At 70.5% G+C, this 17629-nt stretch carries 13 protein-coding genes and 2 pseudogenes; 10 read left to right on the top strand and 5 right to left on the bottom strand.

The features are described from left to right. Window positions 1-294: 294 nt before the first annotated feature. Together ACWGIH_RS20920 and pulA are read left to right on the top strand one after the other, a co-directional pair. A pseudogene (locus tag ACWGIH_RS20920) lies at window positions 295-1692 on the top strand (alpha-amylase); the annotation flags it as partial. Window positions 1693-1960: 268 nt separating this feature from the next. Then, window positions 1961-4537: pseudogene (pulA, locus tag ACWGIH_RS20915) on the top strand (pullulanase-type alpha-1,6-glucosidase); the annotation flags it as partial. Window positions 4538-4561: 24 nt separating this feature from the next. Here pulA and ACWGIH_RS20910 read toward each other — a convergent pair. Beyond that, window positions 4562-5479 (bottom strand): MBL fold metallo-hydrolase, encoded by a 918-nt coding sequence (locus tag ACWGIH_RS20910; RefSeq protein WP_453450694.1) that lies wholly within the window; start codon window positions 5477-5479, stop codon window positions 4562-4564. Between the two features lie 191 nt (window positions 5480-5670). On the opposite strand from ACWGIH_RS20910, the gene ACWGIH_RS20905 reads away from it, so the two are divergent. From ACWGIH_RS20905 to ACWGIH_RS20885, 5 genes are all read left to right on the top strand, one after another. Continuing rightward, window positions 5671-5880 (top strand): hypothetical protein, encoded by a 210-nt coding sequence (locus ACWGIH_RS20905; RefSeq protein WP_453450695.1) that lies wholly within the window; start codon window positions 5671-5673, stop codon window positions 5878-5880. Beyond that, the gene (locus ACWGIH_RS20900; protein ID WP_453450696.1) at window positions 5867-7267 is read left to right on the top strand and encodes an amidase; all 1401 of its coding nucleotides are present in this window, start codon (window positions 5867-5869) and stop codon (window positions 7265-7267) included. Before ACWGIH_RS20905 ends, ACWGIH_RS20900 begins: the two co-directional genes overlap by 14 nt. A gap of 54 nt (window positions 7268-7321) precedes the next feature. Next, on the top strand, window positions 7322-7882 hold the full coding sequence (locus ACWGIH_RS20895; protein WP_453450697.1) for a TetR/AcrR family transcriptional regulator: 561 nt from the start codon (window positions 7322-7324) through the stop codon (window positions 7880-7882). A gap of 234 nt (window positions 7883-8116) precedes the next feature. Further along, window positions 8117-8998: an MEDS domain-containing protein gene (locus ACWGIH_RS20890; RefSeq protein WP_453450698.1), complete on the top strand. Its 882-nt coding sequence runs from the start codon at window positions 8117-8119 to the stop codon at window positions 8996-8998. Beyond that, window positions 8998-9426 carry an ATP-binding protein gene (locus ACWGIH_RS20885; protein ID WP_453450699.1) on the top strand — a complete coding sequence of 143 codons (429 nt, stop codon included), beginning with the start codon at window positions 8998-9000 and terminating at the stop codon, window positions 9424-9426. The genes ACWGIH_RS20890 and ACWGIH_RS20885 overlap by 1 nt, the downstream gene beginning before the upstream one ends. Window positions 9427-9495: 69 nt before the next feature. Here the strand turns inward: ACWGIH_RS20885 and ACWGIH_RS20880 are convergent, their stop codons facing one another. Then, a complete protein-coding gene (locus ACWGIH_RS20880; protein WP_453450700.1) occupies window positions 9496-10191 on the bottom strand; it encodes a class I SAM-dependent methyltransferase in 696 nt (231 codons plus the stop codon). 84 nt (window positions 10192-10275) lie between these two features. On the opposite strand from ACWGIH_RS20880, the gene ACWGIH_RS20875 reads away from it, so the two are divergent. Continuing rightward, the gene (locus ACWGIH_RS20875; protein ID WP_453450701.1) at window positions 10276-10893 is read left to right on the top strand and encodes a helix-turn-helix domain-containing protein; all 618 of its coding nucleotides are present in this window, start codon (window positions 10276-10278) and stop codon (window positions 10891-10893) included. Between the two features lie 20 nt (window positions 10894-10913). On the opposite strand, the gene ACWGIH_RS20870 is transcribed toward ACWGIH_RS20875, so the two are convergent. Further along, entirely contained in the window at window positions 10914-12971 is a 2058-nt protein-coding gene (locus ACWGIH_RS20870; protein WP_453450702.1) for a phosphocholine-specific phospholipase C, read from the bottom strand. Between the two features lie 189 nt (window positions 12972-13160). Between ACWGIH_RS20870 and ACWGIH_RS20865 the strand changes: the two genes are divergently transcribed. Further along, complete coding sequence (locus ACWGIH_RS20865; RefSeq protein WP_453450703.1) at window positions 13161-14330, top strand: damage-control phosphatase ARMT1 family protein; 1170 nt, start codon at window positions 13161-13163, stop codon at window positions 14328-14330. A 298-nt stretch (window positions 14331-14628) separates the two neighbouring features. Further along, the gene (locus ACWGIH_RS20860) at window positions 14629-16311 is read left to right on the top strand and encodes an ABC-F family ATP-binding cassette domain-containing protein (protein WP_453450704.1); all 1683 of its coding nucleotides are present in this window, start codon (window positions 14629-14631) and stop codon (window positions 16309-16311) included. A gap of 81 nt (window positions 16312-16392) precedes the next feature. On the opposite strand, the gene ACWGIH_RS20855 is transcribed toward ACWGIH_RS20860, so the two are convergent. Together ACWGIH_RS20855 and ACWGIH_RS20850 are read right to left on the bottom strand one after the other, a co-directional pair. Then, complete coding sequence (locus ACWGIH_RS20855) at window positions 16393-16860, bottom strand: RDD family protein (protein WP_453450705.1); 468 nt, start codon at window positions 16858-16860, stop codon at window positions 16393-16395. 192 nt (window positions 16861-17052) lie between these two features. Next, complete coding sequence (locus ACWGIH_RS20850; protein WP_453450706.1) at window positions 17053-17613, bottom strand: DoxX family protein; 561 nt, start codon at window positions 17611-17613, stop codon at window positions 17053-17055. Window positions 17614-17629: the final 16 nt, after the last annotated feature.

Below are 17629 nucleotides of genomic sequence, written 5' to 3'. Positions count from 1 at the left end.
GGTCCGGACGGCCGGGCGCGTGGGGCCCGTTGCCGGGTCCCCCGGCCGTCCGGACCGGAGTCGTGGTTGAACGTAGCATCGTCGCAATGTCTTGCGAAAGGTTTTGCGGCGCGTGAACTCGCGGGATCTCGCGTCCGACGTCCAAGTGTGCGCGGAGGGTTGACCGGGGTTCTCGAGGGTCGTACGGTCTCGACCGAAAACGGCGTTGAAATGTTTCTGCAACATCCTTCAACGGCCTTACGGGCACGGCGCGTTGCCAAACAAGGTCACACCTCACTCATGCAGGAGGCCCTCATGGCTGGCCGGAAGTCCAGAGTCCGCAGACCCGTCGCCGCCGCTCTCGCCCTGGTCGCGGGAGCCGCGGGCAGCATCGTCGCCGGAGCCCCGCAGGCGCAGGCCGCCCCGCCCGGCGGCAAGGACGTCACTGCCGTGCTCTTCGAGTGGAAGTTCGCCTCGGTGGCCAAGGCGTGCACCGAGCGGCTCGGCCCCGACGGCTACGGCTACGTCCAGGTGTCCCCGCCCCAGGAGCGCATCCAGGGCGAGGCGTGGTGGGCCGCCTACCAGCCCGTCAGCTACAAGATCGGCAGCAGGCTCGGCGACCGGGCCGCGTTCAAGAACATGGTCGACACCTGCCACGCGGCCGGGGTCAAGGTCGTCGCCGACGCGGTGATCAACCACATGACGAACGCCTCCGGGACCGGCTCGGCGGGGTCCTCGTTCACCAAGTACGACTACCCGGGCACGTATTCGGGCGCCGACATGGACGACTGCCGCTCGGACATCAGCAACTACCAGGACCGCTGGAACGTCCAGAACTGCGAACTGGGCGGCCTCGCCGACCTCGACACCGGTGAGGACTACGTCCGGGGGCGGGTCGCGGCCTACCTGAACGACCTGCTGTCCCTGGGCGTCGACGGCTTCCGGGTCGACGCGGCCAAGCACATACCCCTGGACGACCTGAGGAACATCAAGTCGCGGCTCAGCAACCCCGGCGTCCACCTGAAGCAGGAGACGATCTACGGAGCCGGCGAGGCGGTCTCCCCGAGCGAGTACACCGCCACCGGTGACGCCCAGGAGTTTCGCTACGGCTGGGACCTGAAGCGGGTCTTCAACAACGAGAAGCTCGCCTACCTGAAGAACTTCGGCGAGGGCTGGGGCTACCTGCCCAGTGGCTCGGCCGCCGTCTTCGTCGCCAACCACGACACCGAACGGCACGGCCAGACCCTCAACTACAAGGACGGCGCCAACTACACCCTCGCGCACGTCTTCATGCTGGCCCTGCCCTACGGCGCACCGGACGTGCACTCCGGCTACGAGTTCAGCGGCAACGACGCCGGATCACCCAACGGCGGCCAGGTGAAGGCCTGCTACAGCGACGGCTGGAAGTGCCAGCACGCCTGGCCCGAGATCAAGAGCATGGTCAAGTTCCGCAACACCGCCCGCGGGACCGGCATGACCAACTGGTGGGACAACGGCAACGACGCCATCGCGTTCGGCCGCGGCGACAAGGCCTACGTGGTCATCAACCACGAGGGCTCCTCGGTCGACCGCACCTTCCAGACGTCCCTCGCCGCGGGCAGCTACTGCGACGTCCAGAGCGGCAGGAGCGTCACCGTCAACGGCTCGGGCCAGTTCACCGCCGCCGTGGCGCCGAACACCGCCCTCGCCCTGCACACCGGCGCCAAGAACTGCTGAGCGCCGCCCGACGGTCGCACCCCCCTGAGGCCGGCCGCCCGGCATTCGCTTCCCCGCAGCCGGGCGGCCGTGCTCCCGTACCCCCTCTTCCTGCTTTCCCTGAGCGCACCATCATCACCCGCAAGGAGAAACACCCTTGACCGGCTCCCCCCGCCGCACCCTCGTCACCACGGCCCTCGCCCTGCTCGCCGCGGTCGCGCCCCTGACGCCCTCGGCCAGCGCGGCACCCCGGGCACCGGCCGACGCCGACGCCCCCGCCGCGCTCGACCTGTCCGCCTCCCGGGCCCAGTGGATCGACAGGAACACCCTCGCCTGGGAGGTCCAGGGCGACGCCGCCTCCCAGGAACTGGTGTACGCCCGCGACGGGAAGCTCGCCGTCAAGGACGGCGAACTCACCGGCGAGGGGCGGCGGATCCGCCTCACCCCGGCCGATGGCGGCCTCACCGACGCGCAGCGCAAGAAGTATCCGCACCTGAAGAACTACGCCGCCTTCACCGTCGACCCGCGTGACCGCGACCGCATCCGCCACGCCCTCACCGGCCGGCTCGTCGCCACCCGCACCAGCGCCGACGGCACCCTGCTGACCGCCACCGGCGTCCAGACCCAGGGCGTCCTCGACGATCTCTACAGCGCCACCGCCACCAAGGCCGCCCTCGGCCCCCAGTTCCGCGACGGGCGCCCCACGCTCGCCCTGTGGGCCCCCACCGCCCAGTCCGTGAGCCTCGAACTCGACGGCAAGCGCGTGGCGATGCGGCGCGACGACGCCAGCGGGGTGTGGTCCGTCGCCGGCGCGAGGAGCTGGACGGGCAAGCAGTACCGGTACGTCGTGAAGGTGTGGGCGCCCAGCGTCCAGAAGGTCGTCACCAACAAGGTCACCGACCCCTACTCCACGGCGCTCACGGCCGACTCGCGACGGAGCCTCGCCGTCGATCTCGGCGACCCGAAGCTCGCCCCAGAGGGCTGGGAGCGGCTGCGGAAGCCGAAGGCCGAGCCCCTGCGCGACGCGCAGATCCAGGAGCTGCACATCCGTGACTTCTCCGTCGAGGACAGCACGGCGCGCCACCCCGGCAAGTACCTGGCCTTCACCGACACGAAGTCCGACGGCATGAAGCACCTGAGCAAGCTGGCCAAGGCAGGCACCTCCTACGTCCATCTGCTGCCCGCCTTCGACATCGGCACCATCCCCGAGCGCGAGGCGGACCAGGCCACACCCGACTGCGACCTGACGGCTCCCGCCCCGGACTCCGACGAGCAGCAGGCCTGCGTCACCAAGAGCGCCGCCAAGGACGCCTACAACTGGGGCTACGACCCGCTGCACTACACGGTGCCGGAGGGCAGCTACGCGAGCGACCCCGCCGGGACCCGGCGCACGGTCGAGTTCCGGCAGATGGTCCAGGGGCTCAACAGTTCCGGCCTGCGGACCGTGATGGACGTCGTCTACAACCACACCGTCGCCAGTGGCCAGGCCGACAAGTCCGTGCTCGACAAGATCGTGCCCGGCTACTACCAGCGGCTTCTCCCCGACGGCTCGGTGGCCACCTCCACCTGCTGCGCCAACACCGCGCCCGAGAACGCCATGATGGGCAAGCTCGTCGTCGACTCGCTGGTCACCTGGGCCAAGGAGTACAAGGTCGACGGCTTCCGCTTCGACCTGATGGGCCACCACCCCAAGGCCAACATCCTGGCCGTCCGCAAGGCCCTCGACGCACTGACCCTCAAGAAGGACGGCGTCGACGGGAAGAAGATAGTCCTCTACGGCGAGGGCTGGAACTTCGGTGAGATAGCCGACGACGCCCGCTTCGTCCAGGCCACCCAAAAGAACATGGCGGGCACGGGCATCGCCACCTTCTCCGACCGAGGCCGCGACGCGCTGCGCGGCGGCGGCCCCTTCGACGAGGACCCCGGCGTCCAGGGCTTCGCCAGCGGCCTGTTCACCGACCCCAACGCGTCCAAGGCGAACGGCACACCTGCCGAGCAGAAGGCCCGCCTCCTGCACTACCAGGACCTGCTCAAGGTGGCGCTGACCGGCAACCTCGGCGCCTACACGTTCACCGACTCCGCGGGGACGCGGGTCAAGGGCTCCGAGGTCGACTACAACGGCGCACCGGCCGGCTACGCGGCCGCCCCCGGCGACGCCCTGTCCTACTCCGACGCGCACGACAACGAGTCCCTCTACGACGCCCTCGCCTTCAAGCTGCCGGCGGACACCACGGCCGCCGAGCGCTCCCGCATGCAGGTGCTCGCGATGGCGACCTCGACCCTGGCCCAGGGCCCTTCCCTGTCCCAGGCCGGCAGCGACCTGCTGCGCTCGAAGTCCCTGGACCGCAACTCCTACGACAGCGGCGACTGGTTCAACGCCCTGCACTGGAACTGCGAGGACGGCAACGGCTTCGGACGTGGTCTGCCCCCGGCCGCCGACAACAAGGACAAGTGGGCGTACGGGAAGCCCCTGTTGGCGTCCGGGAAGCTGACCCCGGGCTGCGCCGAGATCAACGGAACCTCGGCCGCCTACCAGGACCTGGTGAAGCTGCGCGCCACCGAGCCCGCCTTCTCCCTGGCCACGGCCGACCAGGTCCAGTCGCGCCTCTCGTTCCCGCTCTCGGGTACGTCCGCCGAGACGCCCGGCGTCATCACCATGGAGCTCGGGAACCTCGTGGTCGTCTTGAACGCGACTCCGCAGGCACAGGAGCAGCGGGTGCCGGGCCTCGAGGGCACCGCGTACGGGCTGCACCCCATCCAGGCACGGGGCGCCGACCCGGTGGTCAAGTCGGCCTCGTACGAGAGGAGTTCGGGCAGCTTCAACGTTCCCGCGCGAAGCGTCGTCGTCTTCGAGCGGGGCTGAGCACAGAGTCCGCCACGCCGCCCCCTAGGACACAGACACGAGCCGGTAGGCATCGCCTTCGGTGATCACGTGGCCTGCGGTGGGGGGCGGGAAGTGGCTGCCCAGCAGGAGAGTCGAGGTGCCGGAGAGTTCGCCCAGGAGCTGATGGCGGGTCCTGGCCGCTGCCGCGGGGTCGATGTCGACGCAGCTGCCCAGGTCGGGGTGGGTGAGCTGGACGGGGTGGTGGATGCAGTCGCCGGTGATGAGTGCGCTCTCGCCGTGGCTGCGCAGTTCCACCGCCACCTGGCCCGGTGTGTGGCCCGGGGTGGGGCGCAGACGCACACCCTGTGCGATGTCGGCGCCCCCGGCGGGGACGTCGACGAGGTCGAGCAGGCCGGCCTCCTCGATGGGGTGCACGGAGTCCCGGAACATCTGGCGTCGGGGCTCGTCCATGTCGACGCCGGCCCAGTAGTCCCATTCGGAACGTGCCGTGACGTAGCGGGCATTGGGGAAGGTGGGCACCCAATCATCCCCTTCGGCGCGCGTGTTCCAGCCGACGTGGTCGGTGTGCAGATGGGTGAGGACGACGAGATCCACCGTTTCGGGGGAGAAGCCGGCCTGCGTCAGGCGCGTGAGGTAGTCGCTGTCGAGGTTGTCCCAGGCGGGGTTGGCCCGCTGCTTGCCGTTGCCGATGCCGGTGTCCACGAGCACGCGCAGGCCGTCGACCTCGACGGCGAAGCTGTGGCTCGCCAGCCGCAGGACGCGTTGTTCGTCCGCGAAGTCCGGTTGCAGCCAGGGGGACCGGGCGACGATCTCCGGGGTTGCTCCCGGTAGCAGCCACGGGCCCGTCTGCGGGGGGAGGTGCACCTCGTCGACGCGGTGGACGGTGAGGTCTCCCACCGTCCAGGACGGGGTGACGGGCAGGGGGCTGGAGGTGGCGTGGTGTGCGGCGGGCGTGGCCATGCGGTGATCCTTTGTCGGCCGGGGCGGACCCGAAGCTGGGAGCCCGGGAGGGGGACCGAAGCTAAAAGCAACGGGTTTGCGTTAATGCAGCGTAGGTCCTATCGTCTCGTTAAAGCAAACGGTTAGCGTTTGGGTTTCGCCGGGCGGATCGTCGCCCCGGCGCAGCGCCGCCACGAGTCGAGAGGCCGCACATGAGCACCGCCGGATTCACCCCCCAGGAGGCCGCCCGCGGGGCGCTCCGCGCGGGACTGCCACTGGAAAGCGAACGTCACGAGGAGGTGGCGGCGACCGCCACGTACATCCAGTCCGTCATCGCCACGCTGCGCGAACTGGACTTCGGCGACACGCCGCCCGCGATCTCCTTCACGGCAGGACAGGAGGGCACCGATGCAGCCGTTTGAGCTGTCCCTGGCGGATGCCGCCCGTTCCGTCGTCGCGGGAGAGCTCTCCCCGGTGGAGCTCACCGATTCCGTCCTCGACCGCATCGGGGCCGTGGAAGAACGCCTCCAGGCGTACGTCACCGTCGCGGCGGACTCCGCGCGGTCGGCGGCGGCCCGGGCCGAGCGCGAGATCGCCCGAGGGGAGACGCGCGGTCCGCTGCACGGGATACCCATGGGCCTGAAGGACCTGATCGACGCCAAGGGCGTGCCCACCACGGCGAGTTCGCGCGTCAGGACGGGCCATGTCGCCGCACGCGACAGCGCTGTCGCCGCTCGGCTTTCCGAGGCCGGTGCGGTGTTGCTGGGAAAGACCCACACCCACGAGTTCGCCTACGGGCTGACCACCCCGCAGACGAACAACGCCTGGGACCACGGTCGCGTCGCGGGCGGATCGAGCGGGGGTTCGGCCGTCGCCGTCGCGGCGGGGGAGGCCACCTTCGCGCTGGGCACCGACACCGGCGGATCGATCCGCGTGCCCGCGGCGCTGAACGGCGTGGTCGGCCTCAAGCCGACGTACGACCTGATCTCGCGTCAGGGGGTGACCTCCCTGTCCTGGTCCCTGGATCATGTGGGCCCCCTTACCCGCACGGTGCAGGACGCGGCGCTCGTGCTCGCTGCCTTGACGGAGCGGAACGGGGGACACCCCGCTGCTCCGGGAGCCGAGGTCTTCCCGGAGGGCGACCTGACCGGGCTGCGGGTGGGAGTGCCCGGCAACTACTACTTCGAGCGGATCAGCCCGGAGGTCGAGGAAAGCGTGCGCCGGGCCATCGGGCAGCTCCAGGCGCTCGGCGCCGAGCTCGTCGAGGTCGAGATCCCGATGGCGCGCTACATCCAGGCCACCCAGTGGGGTCTGATGGTCCCCGAGGCGACCTCGAACCATGAGCGGACGCTTCGGGCGGTGCCTGATCTGTACACGGCGGAGGTCCGCGTGCTGCTGGAGGCGGGCGAATTGGTGTCCGCCGGTGACTACCTCCGGGCCCAGCGCGCGCGAGCACTGATGCGCGAGGCCTGGACGCGGATGCTCGGCCACGTCGACGTGATCGCGGCTCCGGCGGTGCCGATGACCGCCGCCAAGGCCGGTCAGGAGAGCGTGGAGTGGGCGGACGGCACGGCCGAGGCCGTCTCCGACAGCTACGTCCGTCTCTCCGCGCCCGCCAACATCACGGGAGTGCCGGCGCTGACGCTGCCCGTGGGCCAGGATCGCGCGGGCCTGCCGATCGGCATGCAGTTGATGGGGCGCCCGCACGACGAGGCGACCGTGCTGCGGGTCGGGCGCGCCTACGAGGTGGCGGACTCCGGTGCGGCCACCGGCGTCGGGGCGGGGCGCCTTGCCCCCATCGTGGCGTGATGCGTGACCCCGGCTAGAAGCAACGAATTCGCGTTAAGGCGTTAAGGTGGAGCCATGAGTCCCAAGCCCATGGTTCGGCCCGGAGGGCGCAGCGCCCGCGTCCAGGAGTCAGTCCACACGGCGGTCCGCGAGCTGCAGACCGAGCTGGGGCGCGACGCGCTGACCGTCCCCCTCGTCGCGGCTCGCGCCGGGGTGACGCCGTCGACGGTCTACCGCCGCTGGGGCGACCTCCAGGAACTCCTGTCCGACGTCGCGGTGGAACATCTGCGCCCCGAGGAGCTCCCGGCCGATCTCGGCGCCCTGCGGGCGGACCTCGGCGCGTGGGCCGAGCAGTTCCTCGACGAGATGGCGTCCCCGCCCGGGCGCGCGTACATCAGGGACGCTCTCCTCGGAGACCCGGACGGGAGCAACGCCGGCCAGTGCTCCGCCTACGCCGCCGAACAGATCGACATCGTCCTGGCGCGCGCGGCGGAGAGAGGCGAGGCCGCCCCGGACACGGAGCGGGTCATCGACCAGGTCGTGGCGCCGATGATGTACCGCATCCTCTTCCGCCCCAGCCGGCTGGACGCCGCTTACGCACGCGCTCTCGTCGACCGGGCCCTCTCGGCATCCTGAGCCCGCATCCGCATCCCTCTCTGCTGCCGTCAACAACCGGCAGAAGCATGAAGGCATCCGACGATCAGAACCCGTGCCCAAGGGGTCATCCAGGCGCACTTCCGATCGCCAAGAGGGTCCTCCTCGTCGGCTAACTGTCGCCGATCGCGGGAATATGCCGCCGTGAGGTACGGACCACTAGCGTGTGGGCCGCAGCTGTTCCCGTCGGGCCGTTCTCGGCCCCGGAGGTGAGAGATGGCGGATGCCGATTCGGCGTCGGTCGGAACAATCCCGGTCCAGCATCTACGGGCGGGGGACCACGCTTTCGTCAGCTATGAGGATGACGACGCCGGCCGCGACGTGGTGTCCGCCTTCGCGTGGGCGGGTCTGGTCAAGCGCGAGAAAGTGATGGTGTTCGCCGATCCGCACCTGGACGACGAGCAGGTGTGGGGCCGCATCGACGCCCTGGGCGCCCTGCTGGGACCGGCCCGGGACCACGGGCAGTTGGTGCTCAGCAGCATGCGCGCCCTCATCCACCCCCAGGACGCGTTCACCCCCGCCCGCCAGTGGGAGCGCATCACGGAAGAGACCGACCGGGCCCTGGCCGAGGGCTACAGCGGGCTGCGCACTTATATCGACATGCACTGGGTGGGGCACCTGGGCGCCGATGTCGAGGTGATGATGCACCGCGAGTCGCACGCCCAGCATCTGTTCACCGATCGCCCCTACACCGAGATCTGTGCCTATGACCGCCGCTGGTTCGCCCCTGACGTCCTGACCGCGATGCACGAGGCGCATCCCTGTCGGCTGCTGCCCCGCCTGGGCGCTCTGCACGCGGAACAAGGGGACGGACTGGTGCGGTTGGTCGGCGAGGCGGACCTCGCCACCCGGGAGGAGTTCATGGCCGCCGTGCGCCAGGGGCTCAGGCGCGGCGCGGATTCCCGCCGACCGCTCACCGTGGACCTGACCGGACTCGTGTTCCTCGGCGTCGCCTGTGCCGTGGACCTGCTGCGGCTGGTCCTGGAACATCCGCACGGCCCGGTCCAGGTCACCTGTTCACCGACCCCGGCCCGCATACTGCGCCGAGCAGGCGCCGGCCAGGTGCCCCACATGGTGATCAGCGAGGTGGACCGCTGATGACGAGTACGTCGGACCCGCGCGAGGTCCCCCCCGTCACCCTCCTGGAATCACGCTTCACCCAGGACGATCTGCCCCGGCTGCGGATGCTCGTGGACCAGTACGCCGACCACCAGGGACTGACCGAACCACGGCGCAGCGATTTCATCGTGGCCCTGGACGCGGTGGCGGTCAACGCGGTCGAGCACGCGGGCGGCAGCGGCACGCTGATCCTGCAACGCAGCAACGGCCATCTGGCCTGCCACATCCACGACTTGGGGCCCGGCTTCAGCCCCGATGTCATCCCCGAGCTGGCTCCCGGCCTGGACGGCCACCCGGGCGGCCGGGGTCTGTGGCTCGCCGGCCTCCTGACCGACGAGCTCACGATCTCGGCGGGCCCCACCGGAAGTAGAGTGTCACTGACCGTGCGCCTGCCCGAACACGGGTAGCCCGAAGCCCTTGTCCTGCACTCGACCGACGCGCCAACGATCCGCTTCGGCACACCGGCGGGGTGATCGTCAGCCGTGGGACCGGCGGCGCCGCAGTTTGACGGTGTAGTTCGTCCGCGTGGAGGGCTCTCCGTCGGGGGCGGTCAGGGCGTGCTCGTGGGTGTCGCAGACGAGCACGTCCCACTGCCCGGCCGGCAGGTCGAGCGAGGCGAGGACCTTCTGGGGGCTGGGGAAGTCCACATCCGGGTGTGCTCCCGTCTCCCAGGCGGGAAAGCCCATGTGGCCCACGATCAGGAGGGTGCCGTCCTCGGTGACGGCCGCGGCGGCGTCACGCAGGATCTGCTCGCGCGGCATCTCGTGCAGGGAGTGCAGGAACTGGGCGGAGACCAGGTCGTAGCTGCCGGCCGGGAAGGAGACGCCCAGGTCGTGATGCTGCCATTCGACGCGGTCGGCGACCTGCGCCCCGGCCGCGTGCTCGGCGGCACGGCCCAGGGCGACGCGGGAGATGTCGGTGGCGGTGACGCGCCAGCCCTGCCGTGCCAGCCAGATCGCGTCGCTGCCCTCTCCGCAGCCCAGGTCCAGGGCGGTGCCCGGGGCGAGCCCCTCGGTCTCGCGGACGAGGGCGGCATTGGGCTCGCCGCTCCACAGGCGGCCGCTCTGGTTGTAGCGCTCGTCCCAGAACGCCGCGGCCGAATCCGCGGCGGTCGGGGTGTCGGCGCCATCGGTGCGGGCGCCGTCGGCGTGGTCGGTGGTGTGGTCGCTCATGCGGGGCTCCTTCTGCTCTGCGGCAACCCTGCGCGCGGCGAAGGGAGCTTGACAAAGTTATTTGCCGACCCAGCAAATGGAGGGATGAGCGACGACGCCCGACTCACGGATGTGCTGACCGCCGTCGGACCGCGGCTGCGGGCGCTGCGGAAGGCGCGGGGCGCCACCCTGGCCCGGCTGAGCGAGGAGACGGGGATTTCCCTGAGCACGCTCTCGCGCCTCGAGGCCGGGCAGCGGGAGCCCACCCTGAAACTCCTGCTGCCGCTGGCCAAGGCGTACGGCGTACCGCTCGACGAGCTGGTCGGCGCGCCGCGGACGGGCGACCCGCGCATCCACCCGCGGCCGTTCACGCGGCACGGCAACACCTGGGTCCCGCTCACCCGCTACCTCGGCGGCATGCACGCCTACAAGCAGGTCATGCCGGTCCCTAGGAACGGCTCCCGGCCGAGCACACGCCCCGAGCAGGGCATGCACGAGGGCTACGAATGGATCTACGTCCTCTCCGGGCGGCTGCTGCTCGCCCTGGGTGAGCACGACCTGGTGCTCACCGCGGGCGAAGCCGCCGAGTTCGACACCCGCACCCCGCACGGCTTCGCCAACGCCGGCGACATCCCCGTGGAGTTCCTCGCCCTGTACGGGGCCCAGGGCGAGCGCATGCACGTACGCGTCAGGCCGGGCGGCGACGAGGAGGGCGGGGCCTAGCGCGCTTCGGTGGGGCGCGGTCAGCCGGTGCGGAGTGCGGGGTCGCTGGTGCCGGGCTCGCCCGTCTCGACGTGCCCGGCGAACCTGCGCAGGTAGGCGCTGTCGCTCTCGGACCGGACGCTGAGGTCGTACCAGCGTTTGCTGTGGCCGAGGTCGACCGAGTGGGACTGCCGTCCGCCTGCCGCGACGGTGAGTCCGGTGCTCTTGCCGCCGTAGGCGTTGGTGATGGTCAGGCGGCAGGCGGCCTCGGCCGGGTTGGTGATGGTGAGCTTCACGCGCCCGGTGCTCCGGTCGTGGCGGCAGGTGATCTCCGGGCTAGGGGTGGCGGCGGTGCCCTCGTACGTCCGCAGGTAGCCGTTGGGGCCGTGCACGCTCAGCTCGTACGTTCCGGCGGAGGGGCCCGTGCTCCAGGTGTCGGAGATCTTCTTGCCCGCCGCGGCGGTGTAGGTCCAGGGCCCGTCGTCGCGGTTTCCCGAGGTGACGAGGAAGCACGCGCCGGTCTTGTCGCCCGGTGCGAAGGTGAGCTCGATGGTGCCGTCGGAGGGCTTCACGGCTGCGGTGACCAGCGGCGTGTAGGGCAGGGGCCGGGTGGGCCGTGCGCCCTTCTCCTGCCGGGGCAGGGCCGGGGAAGCGGGTGGCGAGGGGGTGTAGCTGTCGTGCCGTTCCTCGTCCGGCGGTGCGTAGCCGTCGGTGCTCGGCAGGTCCGCGCGCCCGGTGTGCTTGCGGCCGAAGTCGAAGGCCGAGGTGAGGTCGCCGCAGATGGCCCGGCGCCAGGGGGAGATGTGCGGCTCGTGGACGCCGAAACGGCGTTCCATGAACTGGATGACGGAGGTGTGGTCAAAGACCTCGGAGCAGACGTAGCCGCCGGTGGACCACGGTGATACGGCGAGGGTGGGGACCCGCATGCCGAGCCCGTAGGGGCCGGCGCTGTAGTCGCTGTCGCCGGGGAAGAAGTCGAGCCCGGTGTCGACGGTGGAAGCGCCCCGGGAGGAGTCGGCCGGAGGGTAGGGCGGCGGCACGTGGTCGAAGTAGCCGTCGTTCTCGTCGTAGGTGATGAACAGGGCCGTCCTGCTCCACACCTCGGGGTCGGACGTCAGGGCGTCAAGAACCTGCGAGATGTACCAAGCGCCGTAATTCGCGGGCCAGTTGGGATGCTCGCTGAACGCTTCCGGAGCCGCGATCCAGGATATCTGCGGGAGTTTCCCGGACTTGACGTCCGCGCGGAGGTCGTCGAGGAGGTGACCGCTCTTCCTGATGTTCGTTCCCTTGCGGGCCTTTTCGTACAGGGGGTCGCCGGGTTTCGAGTTCCGGTACGTGTTGAAGAACATCAGCGAGTTGTCGCCGTAGTTTCCGCGGTAAGCGTCCTCCAGGACGCCCCACAGTCCTTCCTCGGTGAGTCCGTCGCCGGTGTCCTGGTAGATCTTCCAGGACACCCCGGCCTTTTCCAGGCGCTCGGGATAGGTGGTCCAGTCGTAGCCGACTTCCTCGTTGCCGAGGACCGGTCCGCCGCCCTTGCCGTCATTTCCCGTATGCCCGGAGTAGAGGTAGTAGCGGTTGGGGTCCGTCGCGCCGATGAACGAGGAGTGGTAGGCGTCGCAGACCGTGAAGGCGTCGGCCAGCGCGTAGTGGAAAGGGATGTCGTCCCTGGTCAGGTAGGCCATGGTCCCGGAGGTCTTGGCCGCGATCCAGTCGTCGTACTTGCCCTCGTTCCACGCCTGATGACCGGTTTCCCAGTCATGGCTCAGCCCGGCGATGAACTGCATTCCCAGGTCGTCGGCCTCAGGGTGGTAGGGCAGGACTTCCTCGCCGCCGCCGGACTGGTGCCATACGGGCTTTCCGCTCTCCAGGATCAGCGGGCGGGGGTCGCCGAATCCCCGGACGCCGCCCAGCGTCCCGAAGTAGTGGTCGAAGGAGCGGTTCTCCTGCATGAGGACCACGATGTGCTCGACGTCGTCGATCGATCCCGACCGGGTGGCGGCGGGGATGTCCACGGCACGCATGATGCTGGCGGACAGAGCCGCGACGCCGACGGTGCCACCCGCAGCCTGGAGGAAGCGTCGACGGTTGAATGCGGGCATGGAGCTGTACCTCTGAAACGTGGGGGATAGAGGGCCGGTCACCGTAGACCGGCTCGCCCACACGACGTCAAATAGTGCGGGGAAAAGGTGAAGGACCGGGGATATTTCACCTTCAGGGGCAACGCGGCGGGCCTACCGGGCATCGCCGCGCGCCCGTAGCCGAGAGCAGAACCGGAGGACCAGAAAGCCATGACAGACGCAGTCGACGCCCCCGTCATCCTGAGCGACGTACCCGGCTCCTTCTCCAGGAGCGTGCTCGCCGAGCGGCACCCCGCGCTCATCAAGAAGGTGCGTGACGCCTTCCCCTACGGGCCGGGGCAGCATCGCGCCCTCGACGCACTGCTGACCCAGGCCACGGAGGGCGTGATCGAGCCGCCGGAACCCGAGGCGCACGACCGTCACCTGTGGGAGGAGTGGGGCCGCGAGTACGTCGGCCTGTCCTGGTTCGACGTGCCCTTCCTGTGGGCCGAGAGCTACTTCTACCGCCAACTCCTCGCGGCCGTCGGGTATTTCGAGGACGGGCCCTGGCAGGGGATCGACCCGTTCCGTCCGTTCAAGCAGGCGGAACTCCACACCGGTGAGGCCGACGAGGAACTGGCCGCGCTCGACCGGCTGGCCCCGCGGCCCCTCGACGAGCAGCGTCAGGCCCTGCTCCTGGGCTCGCTGTGGGGCAACCGCGCCGACCTGGGCTTCGCCGTGGGCGGCGGCGGGGCCGGAGCCGCCGACGCACGCCTCGTCGCCGACGACTCCGAGCTGCTGTGGTCCCTGCTGCCCGAGGGCGGCGCAGCGACGCTGTGCCTGGTCGCGGACAACGCCGGACGCGAGCTGCTGCCTGACCTCATCCTCGCCGACCACCTCCTGCGCCATCGACGTGCCGAGCGGGTCGTGCTGCACGTCAAGCCCTACCCGTACTACGTCTCGGACGCCATGACCGCCGACGTCATCGACTGCCTGCGCCGCCTGAACGGCGCGCGGGGCGCCGCGGCAGAAGTGGGCGAGCGCCTGTGGACGGCCATGGGCAGCGGCCGGCTCACCGTCCGCGGCCACGTCTTCTCCTGCGCCCCGCTGCCGTACGCGCGGATGCCCGACGACCTGCGCCAGGAGTTCGCCGAAGCCGACGTGACCGTCATGAAGGGCGACCTGAACTACCGGCGCCTGGTCGGCGACCGGCTGTGGCCGGCCACCACCCCCTTCCAGGAGGTCACCGCGTACTTCCCCGGACCCGTGGCGGCCCTGCGAACGCTGAAGTCCGACGTGATCGTCGGACTCGACGAGCGGACCGAGGCGGAACTCGTCGCCGCACACGGCCACGGCTGGCGCACCAGCGGCACCCACGCCCTCATCCAGGCACGGCGGTGATCACAAAGCTTTGCCATTCGCTCAGTCGGTCGTTATCGTTTCCAGGGTCCTGTTGTCTCCGATAGAGGTGGACGTTGCGCATCTGAGGTTCGCGAACATCGCGCCGTACGGCCCTCGCCGTACGCCCGTCACGCCGCAGTCGGCCCTGCCGCCCTGCCCGTGGCCCCGCGTGGATGCGACCTCGGTGCATGAGCCGTCCCTCTGTCTTCCGGACCGCCGCACCCCTTTTTCCGGTCGGTCGCCGCGTGGTGCTCGCATACGACGCCCCCTGCCCGCGCCTGCGACTGCGAGATCCACCATGTCTGTACCCACCACCCCCAGCACCTCCCTGACGTGCTCCGCCCTGTCGTTCCGGTGGCCGGACGGCACGAGCGTCTTCGACGGCCTCTCCGTCAGCATCGGCCGAGGCCGCACCGGGCTCGTCGGCACCAACGGCGCGGGCAAATCAACCCTGTTGCGCCTGCTGGCCGGACAACTGCGCCCGGCGCAGGGGTCGGTGACCGTCGGCGGCAGCCTCGCCTATCTGCCGCAGAACATCACCCTCGACACGAGCCTGCGCGTCGACCAGGCCCTGGGCATCGCCGATCGGCGTGCCGCCCTGCGTGCCATCGAATCCGGTGACGTACGCGAGGAGCACTTCGAGACGATCGGCGACGACTGGGACGTCGAGGAGCGGGCCCTGGCCCAGCTGGGGTCCCTGGGCCTCGGCGACATCGGGCTCGACCGGACCGTGGGTGAGATGTCCGGCGGGGAGACCGTTCTCCTGCGCCTGGCGGCGCTGCTCCTGGAGCGCCCGGACGTGCTCCTCCTCGACGAACCGACCAACAACCTCGATCTGTTCGCGCGCCGCAGGCTCTACGAGGCCGTCGACTCCTGGCGCTCCGGCATCCTGGTCGTCGTCAGCCACGACCTCGACCTGCTCGAACGCGTGGACCGCATCGCCGAACTGCGCGCCGGATCGGTGAGCTGGTACGGCGGCGGCTGGTCCGCCTACGAGGAAGCGCTGGCCACAGAGCAGGAAGCGGCGGGGCGGATGCTGCGGGCCGCCGAGGCCGACGTGCGCCGCCAGAAGCGCGAACTGGAGGAAACCCAGGTCAAGGTGGCCCGCCGGCAGCGGCACAGCAAGAAGATGGACGCCCAGCGGCGCGCCCCGCGCATCGTGGCGGGGGAGAAGAAGCGCTCAGCGCAGGAGTCGGGGGACAAGCTCCGGGGCCTGCACGAGGAGCGGCTCAACGAGGCGCGCGAGCGGCGCGAGGAGGCCGCGGACGCGATCCGCGACGACGCCGAGATCCGCGTCAGCCTCCCGCACACCGCCGTCCCGGCGGGCCGAACGGTACTGAGCGTGCGCGAACTGCGCCCCCGCTTCGGCAAGTTGAAGGAAGGCAGCCTGCATGTGCAGGGGCCCGAACGCATCGCTCTGGTGGGACGCAACGGCGCCGGCAAGACGACACTGCTTCGCACCCTCACCGGGGAACTGGCCCCCATGTCCGGTGAGGTCAGGACGTCGGTGCCGCTGCGATTCCTGCCGCAGCGTCTGGACGTCCTGGACGACGCTCTGAGTGTCGCGGCGAACGTCGCCCGCCTGGCTCCCGGGCACACCGACAACCACATCCGTTCCCAGCTGGCGCGCTTCCTCTTCAAGGGGGCACGCGCCGAACAACTGGCGGGCACCCTCTCGGGCGGCGAACGGTTCCGCGCCGCGCTCGCGGCGATGATGCTCGCCGCTCCGGCCCCTCAGCTCCTGATGCTGGACGAGCCGACGAACAACCTGGACCTGGCCAGTGTGCGTCAGCTGACCGGCGCCCTGGAGTCGTACGAGGGTGCGCTCCTGATCGCCGGCCACGACCTGGCGTTCCTGGAGTCGGTCGGCGTCACCCGCTGGGTGCTGGTCGGGGAGGAGCTGGTGGAGACCACCGCGGAGGAGGTACGCCACCTACTGGCGGCGCCGGGCCAGGCCGACGCGGGAGAACCCTCGTCGTAGGGCCTGGGCCGTGACCAGGTCGAAGTGGGCCGCTCAGCACGTCGTCCAGGCGGAGGAGTTCGTGGCCGTTCGCCCGCGGGATCAGGAACGTACCGTCCGGCGCCGTACGGACACTCCCACCGCGTCCTGCTGCTCCACGTCGCTGTCCGTCGCCGCGTGCAGAGGGACGAAGACGATCATCCAGTAGAAGCCGAACAGCCAGCGGCCGGTGAGCCGGACGAGCCCGGGGCGCCGGCCGTCGCGGGCGCGTACGACCCGCAGCCCCGTGATCAGTTTCCCGAGACTGACCCTGGCGGCCTGAGTGAGCAGGACGTGGTTGACGAAGGACACCCCGACGGCCACGCCGAGCGCCAGCCCCCACACCGTGGGGGACTGCGGCCGCAGTTCGACCACTCCGTCACTCACTCTCACGCCGGCCGCGGCCCCGGCAGCGATGCCGCACACCAGGGCGAAAAGCGCGTCGATGACCGCTGCCGTGACTCTGCGCGCCTGCGAGGGGAGCGCGACACGGGCGGGGGTGCGGGTGGGGGCGTGCTGCTGGTCGACCACGGCTCTGTTTCCGGTCTCTTCCCTGTCCAGTGTCCGAACGGGCCGGCAACCGCTCGGCCCGGCCCGCACGCTACTGCCCGGGATCGCGCACCTGTCGAGCGGGGCGGCGGGCGGCTCCGGTGACATCGTCCGAGCACCGGACACGCCCCCGCCGGGACGGGCCCGGCGGGGGCGGCGCAAGACTGAGCGTGGTCAGTCGTGCAGGGCCACCAGGACCACGGCGGCCGAGACGGCGCCTAGGGCCACCGCGGCGATGCCGTGGGAGAGGCGGTGGGTGCGCGGGACCGGCAGCAGGTGGTCGACGGCGAACCTGCCGGGGCCGGCGAGGGCGAGGCTCACGGCAGCGGTGAGCAGGACCAGGTCGTACTCGATGCCGGACGGGTTGAAGAAGCCGTTGCCCCACTTCATGGCGATGGCGTTGAGCATGATGCCGACGATGCCCGCCCCGGCGAGCGGGGTGAGCAGGCCGATGGCCAGACCGAGGCCGCAGAGCGTCTCCGTCAGACCGGCGACCGTGGCCATGGTCTTGGGGGCGGAGTAGCCGTCGCTCGCGAAGAAGCCGGCGGTGCTGTCGAGGCCCGCGCCGTTGAACCAGCCGAAGAGCTTCTGGCTGCCGTGCACGGCCATGGTCAGACCGACCGCGCAGCGCAGCAGGAGCAGGCCGATGTCACCGCCGTACCGCGCGGAGGCGAGCGGGGAGTCGGGGCCGCCCGGGGCGGCGGTGTACGTCCTTGTGGAAGTGGAAAGGGGCATGCGGATCTCTCCTGTT

It is taken from the genome of Streptomyces sp. NPDC054872 (genome assembly GCF_053610705.1).
The sequence above is the reverse complement of the archived record's forward strand: the minus strand, read 5'-3'. Positions and strand labels throughout refer to the sequence as shown.